At 70.5% G+C, this 12,412-nt stretch carries 10 protein-coding genes; 9 read left to right on the top strand and 1 reads right to left on the bottom strand.

Features of this window, described 5'->3' with window-relative positions; all coding sequences use genetic code 11:
• Positions 1–6: 6 nt before the first annotated feature.
• The 8 genes from murG (at position 7) to DDJ31_RS10200 (ending at position 7,415) form a co-directional block, all read left to right on the top strand.
• A complete protein-coding gene (murG, locus tag DDJ31_RS10235; protein ID WP_127180589.1) occupies positions 7–1,104 on the top strand; it encodes an undecaprenyldiphospho-muramoylpentapeptide beta-N-acetylglucosaminyltransferase in 1,098 nt (365 codons plus the stop codon).
• A gap of 47 nt (positions 1,105–1,151) precedes the next feature.
• Entirely contained in the window at positions 1,152–1,946 is a 795-nt protein-coding gene (locus tag DDJ31_RS10230; protein WP_127180590.1) for a cell division protein FtsQ/DivIB, read from the top strand.
• A gap of 277 nt (positions 1,947–2,223) precedes the next feature.
• Positions 2,224–3,432: a cell division protein FtsZ gene (gene ftsZ, locus DDJ31_RS10225; protein ID WP_127180591.1), complete on the top strand. Its 1,209-nt coding sequence runs from the start codon at positions 2,224–2,226 to the stop codon at positions 3,430–3,432.
• The gene (pgeF, locus tag DDJ31_RS10220) at positions 3,429–4,166 is read left to right on the top strand and encodes a peptidoglycan editing factor PgeF (protein WP_127180592.1); all 738 of its coding nucleotides are present in this window, start codon (positions 3,429–3,431) and stop codon (positions 4,164–4,166) included. Before ftsZ ends, pgeF begins: the two co-directional genes overlap by 4 nt.
• Positions 4,167–4,172: 6 nt before the next feature.
• Entirely contained in the window at positions 4,173–4,892 is a 720-nt protein-coding gene (locus DDJ31_RS10215; RefSeq protein ID WP_127180593.1) for a YggS family pyridoxal phosphate-dependent enzyme, read from the top strand.
• Positions 4,893–5,021: 129 nt separating this feature from the next.
• Entirely contained in the window at positions 5,022–5,663 is a 642-nt protein-coding gene (locus DDJ31_RS10210; RefSeq protein ID WP_093831828.1) for a cell division protein SepF, read from the top strand.
• Between the two features lie 79 nt (positions 5,664–5,742).
• The gene (locus DDJ31_RS10205) at positions 5,743–6,027 is read left to right on the top strand and encodes a YggT family protein (RefSeq protein ID WP_093831830.1); all 285 of its coding nucleotides are present in this window, start codon (positions 5,743–5,745) and stop codon (positions 6,025–6,027) included.
• A 53-nt stretch (positions 6,028–6,080) separates the two neighbouring features.
• Positions 6,081–7,415, top strand: coding sequence for a DivIVA domain-containing protein (locus DDJ31_RS10200; protein ID WP_127180594.1), 1,335 nt, complete (start codon positions 6,081–6,083; stop codon positions 7,413–7,415).
• A gap of 163 nt (positions 7,416–7,578) precedes the next feature.
• Here the strand turns inward: DDJ31_RS10200 and ileS are convergent, their stop codons facing one another.
• Positions 7,579–10,716: an isoleucine--tRNA ligase gene (ileS, locus tag DDJ31_RS10195; RefSeq protein WP_127180595.1), complete on the bottom strand. Its 3,138-nt coding sequence runs from the start codon at positions 10,714–10,716 to the stop codon at positions 7,579–7,581.
• Positions 10,717–11,326: 610 nt separating this feature from the next.
• Here ileS and DDJ31_RS10190 point away from each other — a divergent pair.
• On the top strand, positions 11,327–12,400 hold the full coding sequence (locus DDJ31_RS10190; RefSeq protein WP_127180596.1) for a TraR/DksA family transcriptional regulator: 1,074 nt from the start codon (positions 11,327–11,329) through the stop codon (positions 12,398–12,400).
• Positions 12,401–12,412: the final 12 nt, after the last annotated feature.

Genomic DNA, 12,412 nt, shown 5'->3' with positions numbered 1-12,412 from the left:
ATTTCGGTGCATGTCGTACTCGCCGGTGGGGGGACCGCCGGCCACATCGAGCCCGCGCTCGCCCTCGCGGACGCCCTGCGCAGGCAGGACCCGACCGTGGGGATCACGGCCTTGGGCACGGAACGGGGCCTGGAGACGCAGCTCGTCCCGCAGCGCGGGTACGACCTCGCGCTGATCCCGGCCGTGCCGCTGCCCCGTAAGCCCACCCCCGAACTGATCACCGTCCCGGGCCGGCTGCGCGGCACGATCAAGGCCACCGAGCAGATCCTGGAGCGCGTCAAGGCCGACGCCGTGGTCGGCTTCGGCGGCTATGTGGCGCTGCCCGGCTACCTGGCCGCCAAGCGGCTCGGGGTGCCGATCGTGATCCACGAGGCCAACGCCCGCCCCGGCCTGGCCAACAAGATCGGCTCGCGCTACGCGGCCCAGGTCGCCGTCTCGACGCCCGACAACAAGCTGCGGGGCGCCCGGTACATCGGCATCCCGCTGCGCCGCTCCATCGCCACCCTGGACCGGGCCGCGGCCCGCCCCGAGGCGCGCGCGCTGTTCGGCCTCGACCCCAACCTGCCCACCCTGCTGGTCTCCGGCGGCTCGCAGGGCGCACGGCGGCTCAACGAGGTGGTCCAGCAGGTCGCTCCCTGGCTCCAGCAGGCCGGAATCCAGATCCTGCACGCGGTCGGCCCGAAGAACGAACTGCCACACGTGCAGCAGATGCCGGGAATGCCCCCCTACATCCCGGTAAGTTACGTGGACCGGATGGACCTCGCGTACGCCGCGGCCGACATGATGCTCTGCCGCGCGGGCGCGATGACCGTCGCCGAACTCTCCGCCGTCGGGCTCCCGGCCGCCTACGTCCCGCTGCCCATCGGCAACGGCGAACAGCGGCTCAACGCCCAGCCGCTGGTGAAGGCGGGCGGCGGACTGCTGGTCGACGACGCGGAGCTGACGCCCGACTGGGTGCGCGGCAACGTCCTGCCCGTACTCGCCGATCCGCACCGGCTGTACGAGATGTCCCGCGCCGCCGCCGAGTTCGGTCGCCGGGACGCCGACGACCTGCTCGTCGGCATGGTGTACGAGGCGATCAACGCCCACCGTGCACAGCGCTAGGAACGGTGCGGGGAAGCGGATTCCCGTCTAGGTGAAGGGCAGGGAGCGTGGCCGGACCGACCACCGCCGAACGCGGTGAACGCCAGCAGGAGTCGTCCGGCCCGCCCCTCGTCCGAAGGCTCGGGCCACGGCGACTTCGTACGATCATCATTCTTGCCCTCGGTGCGACGCTCCTCGCAGCGGGCGCCGTCTGGGTGTTGTACGGGTCGCAGTGGCTGCGCGTCGAACACGTATCGGTCTCCGGGACCACGGTCCTGACGCCCCGGCAGGTCCGGGAGGCGGCCGATGTCCCGGTCGGGGCGCCCCTGGTCTCCGTCGACACCGATGACATCACGTCACGTCTCGTCCGCGGGCTCACCCGGATCGACAAGGTCGAGGTGGTGCGTTCCTGGCCGCATGGAATCAGCCTCGAAGTGACCGAACGTGTGCCGGTTCTGACGGTTCAAAAGGGCGGAAAATTCATCGAAGTGGACCGTGAGGGTGTGCGTTTCGCCACGGTCGCGAAGGCGCCCAAAGGCGTTCCCGCACTGGAATTGACGCTCTCGCGAACGGCTTCCTCCGCGGCCGGACTGCGCCGGTTCGGCGAAGACCGCCTGGTGCGCGAGGCGGTACGGGTGGCGGGCGCGGTACCGGCCGCTGTCCGCCGGGTCACCAGCACCGTCAAGGTGGTTTCCTACGACGACATCTCGCTGGAGTTGCGGGGCGGCAGGACCGTCGCGTGGGGAAGTGGCGAGAGCAGTGCGGCGAAGGGGCGTACGCTCTCCGCTCTGATGAAAGCCGCACCGGACGCCGGGCACTTCGACGTGAGCGTTCCCACCGCCCCGGCGTCCGCGGCGAGTTGACGGACATTCGCCCAGGCCAGCACCCTGATTGGGCATCGCTATGGCTGATCACATAGGGTGAAAAGAAAAACGGGAGGTTCGGCGTGTTCGTTGAACGCGCGCCACTTGTCGACTTAGTGTCCTGTTCGGAAGAGTCCAGCGAACAGTCACACTGGTAACCCTAAACTTCAACGTTAGGGTTCGGGTCGGCGAAACGGACCGTCCCATTCGGCATCAGTCGTCGGATCGCATCCCCCGCGGGGCGACGACACGTAACTCGAGGCGAGAGGCCTTCGACGTGGCAGCACCGCAGAACTACCTCGCAGTCATCAAAGTCATCGGTGTCGGCGGCGGTGGTGTCAATGCCATCAACCGGATGATCGAGGTCGGTCTCAAGGGCGTCGAGTTCATCGCCATCAACACGGACGCGCAAGCTCTGTTGATGAGCGACGCCGACGTCAAGCTCGACGTCGGTCGCGAACTGACGCGCGGACTCGGCGCAGGCGCCAACCCGGCCGTCGGCCGGAAGGCGGCCGAGGACCACCGCGAGGAGATCGAGGAGGTCCTCAAGGGGGCCGACATGGTCTTCGTGACGGCCGGCGAAGGCGGCGGCACCGGCACCGGCGGCGCCCCCGTCGTGGCCAACATCGCCCGCTCCCTCGGCGCCCTGACCATCGGCGTGGTCACCCGTCCGTTCACCTTCGAGGGACGGCGCAGGGCCAACCAGGCGGAGGACGGCATCGCCGAACTCCGCGAAGAGGTCGACACCCTCATCGTCATCCCGAACGACCGGCTGCTGTCCATCTCGGACCGCCAGGTCTCGGTCCTCGACGCCTTCAAGTCGGCGGACCAGGTCCTGCTCTCCGGTGTCCAGGGCATCACCGACCTCATCACCACCCCCGGTCTGATCAACCTCGACTTCGCCGACGTCAAGTCCGTGATGTCCGAGGCCGGTTCGGCCCTCATGGGGATCGGCTCGGCCCGCGGCGACGACCGCGCGGTGGCCGCCGCCGAGATGGCGATCTCCTCGCCGCTCCTGGAGGCGTCCATCGACGGCGCCCGGGGCGTCCTGCTCTCCATCTCCGGCGGCTCCGACCTCGGCCTGTTCGAGATCAACGAGGCCGCCCAACTGGTCAGCGAGGCCGCCCACCCGGAGGCCAACATCATCTTCGGCGCGGTCATCGACGACGCGCTCGGCGACGAGGTCCGGGTCACCGTCATCGCGGCCGGATTCGACGGCGGCCAGCCGCCGGCCCGCCGGGACACCGTCCTCGGCTCGGCCTCCGGCTCCTCGTCGGGCCGCCGCGACGAGCCCGCCCCGGTGCGGCCGTCGCACTCCGAGAGCCGGCCGTCCTTCGGCTCGCTCGGCAGCGTCACGCCGAAGGAGGAGCCGGCGCCGGCCCCCGAGCCGATCTCCGAACTCCCGGTCTCCCCGCCGGTCCCGCCGTCGCGCAGCTACTCGGACAGCGCGGCCGAGGAGCTGGACGTGCCGGACTTCCTCAAGTGATAGGACAACGCTCCGCGACGAGCACCGCGAACGGCGCGCACTTCGCCTTCACCGACAGGTGGGGCGGGGTGAGCGCCGTTCCGTACGAGGAGCTCAACCTCGGCGGAGCGGTCGGTGACGACCCCGAGGCCGTGCGGGCCAACCGCGAGAGCGCGGCGGCCTCCCTCGGCCTCGACGCGGGGCGGGTGGTCTGGATGAACCAGGTGCACGGCGCCGACGTCGCCGTCGTCGAAGGACCCTGGGGCGAGCGGCCGCCGCCCGCGGTCGACGCCCTGGTCAGCACCCGGCGGGGGCTCGCCCTCGCGGTCCTCACCGCCGACTGCACGCCGGTCCTGCTGGCCGATCCGGTCGCCGGTGTCGTCGGCGCGGCCCACGCGGGCCGGCCCGGCATGGTCGCCGGGATCGTCCCGGCCGCCGTCCTGGCCATGACCGAACTCGGCGCCGATCCCGCCCGGATCGTCGCCCGCACCGGACCCGCCGTCTGCGGCCGGTGCTACGAAGTGCCCGAGGAGATGCGCGCCGAGGTGGCGGCCGCCGAACCCGCGGCGCACGCCGAGACGAGCTGGGGCACACCCGCGGTCGACGTGACCGCGGGGGTGCACGCCCAGCTCGAACGGCTCGGGGTGCGCGACCGGGAACGGTCGTCGGTGTGCACCCGCGAATCGGGCGACCACTTCTCGTACCGCCGCGACCGCACCACCGGTCGGCTCGCGGGCTATGTCTGGCTGGACTGATGGGGCATGACGGACCGTAAGGACGAACTCGCCGGAAACCTGGCGAAGGTGCGGGGGCGCATCGCCGCCGCGTGTGTGGCCGCCGGGCGCGAACCGGCGGAGGTGACCCTCATCGTCGTCACCAAGACCTACCCGGCGAGCGATGTGCGGCTGCTCGCCGAACTCGGCGTGCGGGAGGTCGCGGAGAACCGCGACCAGGACGCCGCGCCCAAGGCGGCCGACTGCGCGGACCTTCCGCTCAGCTGGCACTTCGTCGGCCAGTTGCAGACCAACAAGGTGCGCTCGGTGGTCGGTTACGCGGATGTCGTGCAGTCCGTCGACCGGGCCAGGCTGGTCACGGCGCTCTCCAGGGAAGCGGTCAGGGCGGGGCGTGAACTGGGCTGTCTGATCCAGGTCGCACTCGACGCGGGCGCCGACGGCCGGGGCGAGCGCGGGGGCGTCGCGCCGGGCGGGATCGGGGAGTTGGCCGACGCCGTCGCCGGGGCGCCGGGACTGCGGCTCGACGGGCTGATGACCGTCGCCCCGCTCTCCGGGGAGTTCGCGGGGCGTCAACAGGCCGCGTTCGGGCGGTTGATGGATTTGTCGACTGACCTGCGCAGAGCCCATCCGGCTGCCACCATGGTCTCCGCAGGGATGAGTGCGGACCTCGAGGAGGCCGTGGCTGCCGGGGCGACACATGTGCGCGTCGGGAGCGCGGTACTCGGAGTCCGTGCCGGGCTCGGGTAACGTCGCCAGGAAGTCGGACCACAGCAGAAAATATGGTCATTCTCGCCGAAAAGCGGGGGTAATGACCTCGTGGATCACGGGCACTTGGCAGTAGTCGGTCGATCCACCACAGAGCGGAGGACTCAGAGCATGGCCGGCGCGATGCGCAAGATGGCGGTCTACCTCGGCCTCGTGGAGGACGATGGGTACGACGGCCGGGGTTTCGACCCCGATGACGACTTCGAACCCGAGCTCGACCCTGAGCTGGAGCGGGACCACCGACGGCACGAGCCGTCCCATCAGTCACATGCCGTACATCAGTCCCAAAGGGACGAAGAGGTGCGAACCGTCCAGCCACAGGCGGCGCGTGAGCCCGTCGCGAGGTCCGCTTCGCTTGCCGCGGAATCCGGCCGTCCGGCGCGGATCGCGCCCGTGGCGTCCATCACACAAGAACGCGCCAGCCTGGAGAAGAACGCACCGGTGATCATGCCCAAGGTCGTGTCGGAACGAGAGCCGTACCGGATCACCACACTTCACCCGCGGACCTACAACGAGGCCCGTACCATCGGGGAACACTTCCGTGAGGGCACCCCGGTGATCATGAATCTGACCGAGATGGACGACACCGACGCGAAGCGACTTGTCGACTTTGCCGCCGGTCTTGTGTTCGGTCTGCACGGCAGCATCGAGCGGGTGACGCAGAAGGTGTTCCTGTTGTCGCCTGCTAACGTCGATGTCACGGCGGAGGACAAGGCCCGCATCGCAGAGGGCGGGTTCTTCAACCAGAGCTGAGACGCACCACCGGAAGTAGCAGCAAGCGGTACACAGCTAGTAACGAGTACGGGTAGCAGGGGAGAGGGAAGCGCGAGTCATGAGCGTGGTTCTGGATGTCGTCTACATCGCGCTGATGTGCTTCCTCATCGTGCTCATCTTCCGGTTGGTCATGGACTATGTCTTCCAGTTCGCCCGCTCATGGCAGCCCGGCAAGGCGATGGTGGTCGTTCTTGAGGCCACTTACACTGTCACTGATCCACCGCTCAAGCTTCTGCGGCGGGTAATCCCGCCGCTGCGTCTCGGGGGCGTGGCGCTCGACCTGTCCTTCTTCGTACTGATGATCATCGTCTACGTCCTGATCTCGATCGTGATCAGGCTGTGAGCGATGTGACCTACCGTCTTGCCGAATGCCGACGACTACGTTGAGGTGAAGAGATGCCGTTGACCCCCGAGGACGTGCGGAACAAGCAGTTCACGACCGTCCGCCTCCGAGAAGGCTATGACGAGGACGAGGTCGATGCCTTCCTCGATGAGGTCGAAGCCGAACTGACCCGGCTGCTCCGCGAGAACGAGGACCTGCGCGCCAAACTGGCCGCGGCGACGCGTGCCGCTGCCCAGAACCAGCAGAACATGCGCAAGCCTCCGGAGTCCCAGGACCAGCAGCAGGGCGGGATGCCTCAGCAGGGCGGAATGCCGCAGCAGGGCGGGATGCCCCAGCAGGGCGGAATGCCTCAGCAGGGCGGGATGTCGCCTCAGCAGCAGGGCATGCGCGGACCTGGTCCCGGCGCCCCGGTGCCCGCCGGCATATCTGGCCCGCCGCAGCAGCAGATGGGTGGCCCCATGGGTGGCCCGCCCCAGCTGCCGAGCGGTGCGCCGCAACTGCCCGCAGGCCCCAGTGGCCAGGGTGGACCCCAGGGTCCCGGGCAGATGGGCCAGGGCCCCATGAGTCAGGGCCAGTTGGGCCAGGGCCCGATGGGTCAGGGTCAGATGGGCCAGGGCCAGATGGGCCAAGGTCCCATGGGTCAGGGCCAGTTGGGCCAGGGGCCGATGGGTCAGGGTCAGATGGGCCAGGGCCAGATGGGCGGCCAGCCGCCCATGCAGCAGCAGATGGGCGGCCCGATGGGTGGCCCCATGGGCGGTCCGATGGGCGGCCCGCAGCAGGGTGGCCCCGGTGGCGACAGCGCCGCACGCGTTCTCTCGCTCGCCCAGCAGACCGCCGACCAGGCGATCGCGGAGGCCCGCTCCGAGGCCAACAAGATCGTCGGCGAGGCCCGCAGCCGCGCCGAGGGCCTCGAGCGTGACGCACGGGCCAAGGCCGACGCCCTGGAGCGGGACGCGCAGGAGAAGCACCGTGTCGCCATGGGCTCCCTGGAGTCCGCGCGCGCCACGCTGGAGCGCAAGGTCGAGGACCTGCGCGGCTTCGAGCGCGAGTACCGGACCCGCCTGAAGTCGTACCTGGAGTCGCAGCTGCGTCAGCTGGAGACCCAGGCCGACGACTCGCTGGCCCCGCCGCGCACCCCGGCCGCCGCGTCCCTGCCGCCGTCCCCCGCGCCCTCGATGGCTCCGGCCGGCGCGAGCGCCCCGTCCTACGGCGGCAACCCGAGCATGGGTGGCGGGCCAAGCCCCGCCGCGCCGTCCTACGGCGGTCAGCAGCAGATGTCCCCGGCGATGACCCAGCCGATGGCTCCGGTCCGCCCGCAGGGGCCGTCCCCGATGGGCCAGGCGCCCTCGCCGATGCGCGGGTTCCTGATCGACGAGGACGACAACTGACAGCCTCTGGTGCGCCGTAGGCGTCGGCAGCGTTCAACAGGGCGGGGCCCCGGATCCCAGGATCCGGGGCCCCGCCCTGTGCGCTGCGCCGGTGGGGTGTGTACGCGCCGAGGGCCCGGCACCCCCGTGGTGGGGGGTGCCGGGCCCTCGGTGTGCCGCCGGGTTACGCCTTGCGGAGGCGGAAGGTGAGGGACAGGCCCTCGTCGGTGAACGGCTCGCCGTAGCCGGAGTCCGCCTCGCCCTGGGCGAAGTCGGACGCCAGGACCTCGTCCGCGATCAGGCCGCTGTGCTCGCTCAGCGCCGCGATGACCGCCGGGTCGGTGGACGTCCAGCGCAGGGCGATCCGGTCCGCCACGTCCAGGCCGCTGTTCTTGCGGGCCTCCTGGATCAGCCGGATCGCGTCCCGGGCCAGGCCCGCCTGGCGCAGCTCCTCGGTGATCTCCAGGTCGAGGGCGACCGTGGCACCGGAGTCGGAGGCGACCGACCAGCCCTCGCGCGGGGTCTCCGTGATGATGACCTCGTCGGGCGCGAGCGTCACCGTCTCGCCGTCGACCTCGACCGACGCGGTGCCCTCGCGCAGGGCCAGGGAGAGCGCCGCCGCGTCGGTGTGCGCGATGGCCTTCGCGACGTCCTGGACGCGCTTGCCGAACCGCTTGCCCAGGGCGCGGAAGTTGGCCTTCGCGGTGGTGTCGACCAGCGAGCCGCCCACCTCGGAGAGGGACGCCAGCGAACTGACGTTCAACTCCTCGGTGATCTGGGCGTGCAGGTCGCCGTGGAGGGCGTCGAAGCCGGTCGCGGCGATCAGCGCGCGGGAGAGCGGCTGGCGGGTCTTGACGCCGGACTCGGCGCGGGTGGCGCGGCCCAGCTCGACCAGCCGGCGCACCAGCACCATCTGCTTCGACAGCTCCGGGTCGATCGAGGAGAGGTCGGCCTCGGGCCAGGAGGACAGGTGGACGGACTCGGGGGCGCCCGGGGTGACCGGGACGACCAGGTCCTGCCAGACCCGCTCGGTGATGAACGGGGTCAGCGGGGCCATCAGCCGGGTGACCGTCTCCACCACGTCGTGCAGGGTGCGCAGCGCGGCCTTGTCGCCCTGCCAGAAGCGGCGGCGCGAGCGGCGGACGTACCAGTTCGACAGGTCGTCGACGAACGCCGACAGGAGCTTGCCGGCCCGCTGGGTGTCGTAGCCCTCCAGGGACTCGGTCACCTGGTCGGTGAGCGCGTGCAGCTCCGACAGCAGCCAGCGGTCGAGGAGCGGGCGGTCGGCGGGCGCCGGGTCGGCCTCGCTCGGCGCCCAGCCGGAGGTACGGGCGTACAGGGCCTGGAAGGCGACGGTGTTCCAGTACGTCAGCAGCGTCTTGCGGACGACTTCCTGGATGGTGCCGTGGCCCACCCGGCGGGCCGCCCAGGGCGAACCGCCGGCCGCCATGAACCAGCGGACGGCGTCGGCGCCGTGCTGGTCCATCAGCGGGATCGGCTGGAGGATGTTGCCCAGGTGCTTGGACATCTTGCGGCCGTCCTCGGCGAGGATGTGGCCGAGGCAGACGACGTTCTCGTAACTGGACTTGTCGAAGACCAGGGTGCCGATCGCCATCAGCGTGTAGAACCAGCCGCGGGTCTGGTCGATGGCCTCGGAGATGAACTGCGCCGGGTAGCGGCTCTCGAACAGCTCCTTGTTCTTGTACGGGTAGCCCCACTGCGCGAACGGCATCGAACCCGAGTCGTACCAGGCGTCGATGACCTCGGGCACGCGCGTGGCCGTCTTCGCGCACTGCGGGCAGGCGAAGGTGACGGCGTCGATGAACGGGCGGTGCGGGTCGAGGGCCGACTGGTCGGTGCCGGTCAGCTCGGTCAGCTCGGCGCGGGAGCCGACGCAGGTGAGGTGGCCGTCCTCGCAGGTCCAGATGGGCAGCGGGGTGCCCCAGTAGCGGTTGCGGGAGAGCGCCCAGTCGATGTTGTTGTTCAGCCAGTCGCCGTAGCGGCCGTGCTTGACCGTGTCGGGGAACCAGTTCGTCTTCTCGTTCTCTGCGAGGAGGCGGTCCTTGACGGCGGTGGTGCGGATGTACCAGGAGGGCTGTGCGTAGTAGAGGAGCGCGGTGTGGCAGCGCCAGCAGTGCGGGTAGCTGTGTTCGTACGGCAGGTGCCGGAACAGCAGGCCGCGCTCGGCGAGGTCCTCGGTGAGCTTCTCGTCGGCCTTCTTGAAGAAGACGCCGCCGACCAGCGGCAGTTCGTCCTCGAAGGTGCCGTCGGGGCGGACCGGGTTGACGACCGGGAGGCCGTAGGCGCGGCAGACCTTGAGGTCGTCCTCGCCGAAGGCGGGGGACTGGTGGACCAGACCGGTGCCGTCCTCGGTGGTGACGTACTCGGCGTTGACGACGTAGTGCGCCGGGGCCGGGAACTCGACCAGCTCGAAGGGGCGCTGGTACGTCCAGCGCTCCATCTCGGCGCCGGTGAAGGAGGCGCCGGTGGGCTCCCAGCCCTCGCCGAGGGCCTTGCCGACGAGGGGTTCGGCGACGACGAGCTTCTCCTCGCCGTCCGTCACGACGACATAGCTGACGTCGGGGTGCGCGGCGACGGCCGTGTTGGAGACCAGCGTCCACGGGGTCGTCGTCCACACCAGGAGGGCGGCCTCGCCCGCGAGCGGTCCCGAGGTGAGCGGGAAGCGGACGTACACGGACGGGTCGACGACCGTCTCGTAGCCCTGGGCCAGTTCGTGGTCGGAGAGGCCGGTGCCGCAGCGGGGGCACCAGGGGGCGACGCGGTGGTCCTGGACCAGCAGGTCCTTCTTGAAGATCTCCTTCAGGGACCACCAGACGGACTCGATGTACTCGGGCTCCATCGTGACGTACGCCTCGTCGAGGTCGACCCAGTAGCCCATGCGGGTCGTCAGCTCGGCGAAGGCGTCGGTGTGCCGGAGCACGGAGGCGCGGCACTTGTCGTTGAACTCGGCGATGCCGTACGCCTCGATGTCCTTCTTGCCGGAGAAGCCCAGCTCCTTCTCGACCGCCAGCTCGACCGGCAGGCCGTGGCAGTCCCAGCCGGCCTTGCGGGCCACGTGGTGGCCGCGCATGGTGCGGAAGCGGGGGAAGACGTCCTTGAAGACGCGGGCCTCGATGTGGTGGGCACCGGGCATGCCGTTGGCGGTGGGCGGGCCCTCGTAGAACACCCATTCGGGGCGGCCCTGGGACTGTTCGAGGCTCTTGGCGAAGATCTTCTGCTCGCGCCAGAAGTCGAGCACGGCGTGCTCCAGGGCGGGCAGATCCACCTGGGCGGGGACCTGGCGGTATGTCGGCGATGTCATCAGCGGGCTTCCTCCGGCGGAGTTGCTGCGTTCCGTCCGGAGGGACGAGAGCTGTGTCGATCCCTGCGCCGCACCGGCGCGCTCCCGCGGTACCACCCTCCTTGGCCCTCCGGTGCATCCCGCGCTCCGGTGAGCCCCCTCATTGGGGTCGCGATGCCGGTTCTACTGACCCGGTCTCCCGGGTGTTCCTCCGGCGGCTCCGGGGTGATCTTCGCGTCGTGCCTGCCCCCGGGCTTCCACCGTCCCCGGGTCGCTCTGGGCCGCGTGCGGCGCTACTCGTCCCCATCCATGCTGCTCGCTCCGCCCAGTGTACGGCGCCGCGCGGACACCGGCCGACCGGTTTTCCGGGGGCGACGGGGCGGGGCCGCGGGGAGGGGCGGGGAGGGGGCGGACGTGCCCCGAACGGACGGGCACGGCTGTTCGCATTCTGGGACGTCCCGTTCCGCGGATTACCCCGCGGGGAGCTGGGCACAACGGATGCAGGCTCGATGAGCGGCCGGTGCGAGCCGGGCGAATCGGGCGGTGTGCCCCGTTGCCGCGGGACTGAAGTCGATTTATCGTCCCAGAACGACTCGCGTGCAAGATCACAAAATGTGAAGGGGCCGCGGCCATGGTGGCGAAGAAGACGGCAGCCAGGAGAGCCGCGGTGGAGAAGGCCGAGGTCACCGAAGGCACGGAGACCGCGGGCGGGAAGGTCGGTGGAGAGCGGAAGGCCGCAAGGAAGGCCGTCGGGAAGGCCGTCGGGAAATCGGCGCCGAAGACCGTGAAGAAGGTCGCCGCCGAGAAGGCCGCGGCGGCGCGGACGACGGCTGACGGGGCTGACGGGACGGCGGCGGGGAAGAAGACGGCCGCGGTCAAGAAGGCCGCGGTGAAGAAGACGGCGGCCAAGAAGGCGGCGGCGGGCACGAGCACGGCGAAACAGGCCACGGCGAAGAAGTCGGCGGCGAAGAAGGCCACGGCGAAGAAGACCACGGCGCAGAAAACAACGGTCAAGAAGGCCACCGCCGCGAAGGGCGCGGACAAGGCGGACCCGACCGCGCGCGGCACGGCGGGGACGAGCACCGGGACCGGCACGAAGTCCAGCACGGCCAGCACGACCAGCACGGCCAGTACGACCAGCACAGCAAGTACGACCAGCACGGCCAGGAAGAGCACGGCCAGGAAAGCGGGCGCGGCGCGGGCCGCGAAGCAGACGGGAGCCACGACGGTGGTTGCGAAGAAGACTCCGGGCACGGCCACGGCGGCCCAGAGCGCCGTGCCCAAGGCACGCGTCGTCACGGCGGAGCCGGGCGAGCTGGCGGTGCGTCCGGGCGAGGAGCCCTGGACGCCGGCCGAGGTGGAGGAGGCGCGCGCCGAGCTGCTGACCGAGGGGGCGCGGCTGCGGGCCGAGATCACCGCGTCCGAGGAGTCCCTCGCGGGCCTGATGCGGGACTCGGGGGACGGCGCGGGGGACGACGACGCGGACACCGGCACCAAGAACATCACGCGCGAGCACGAGATGTCGCTGGCCGCCAACGCCCGCGAGATGCTCCTGCAGACCGAGCACGCCCTCCAGCGGCTGGACGCCGGTACCTACGGTCTCTGCGAGAACTGCGGCAACCCGATCGGCAAGGCCAGGATGCAGGCGTTCCCGCGGGCCACCCTGTGCGTGGAGTGCAAGCAGAAGCAGGAACGCCGGTACTGAGCCCCTGGCGCG

The organism is Streptomyces griseoviridis (assembly GCF_005222485.1).
In the GTDB taxonomy this organism is placed as follows: Bacteria; Actinomycetota; Actinomycetes; order Streptomycetales; family Streptomycetaceae; genus Streptomyces; species Streptomyces hintoniae.
Note: the sequence above shows the minus strand (reverse complement) of the source record. Positions and strands in the feature narration are given on the sequence as shown.

Bases quoted from the DNA above. Each gene is read 5' to 3' on its own strand.
- DDJ31_RS10200 (WP_127180594.1), top strand. From the start codon at position 6,081: ATGCCGTTGACCCCCGAGGACGTGCGGAACAAGCAGTTCACGACCGTC.
- DDJ31_RS10205 (WP_093831830.1), top strand. From the start codon at position 5,743: ATGAGCGTGGTTCTGGATGTCGTCTACATCGCGCTGATGTGCTTCCTC.
- DDJ31_RS10190 (WP_127180596.1), top strand. From the start codon at position 11,327: ATGGTGGCGAAGAAGACGGCAGCCAGGAGAGCCGCGGTGGAGAAGGCC.
- DDJ31_RS10210 (WP_093831828.1), top strand. From the start codon at position 5,022: ATGGCCGGCGCGATGCGCAAGATGGCGGTCTACCTCGGCCTCGTGGAG.
- DDJ31_RS10215 (WP_127180593.1), top strand. From the start codon at position 4,173: ATGACGGACCGTAAGGACGAACTCGCCGGAAACCTGGCGAAGGTGCGG.
- ileS (WP_127180595.1), bottom strand. From the start codon at position 10,716: ATGACATCGCCGACATACCGCCAGGTCCCCGCCCAGGTGGATCTGCCC.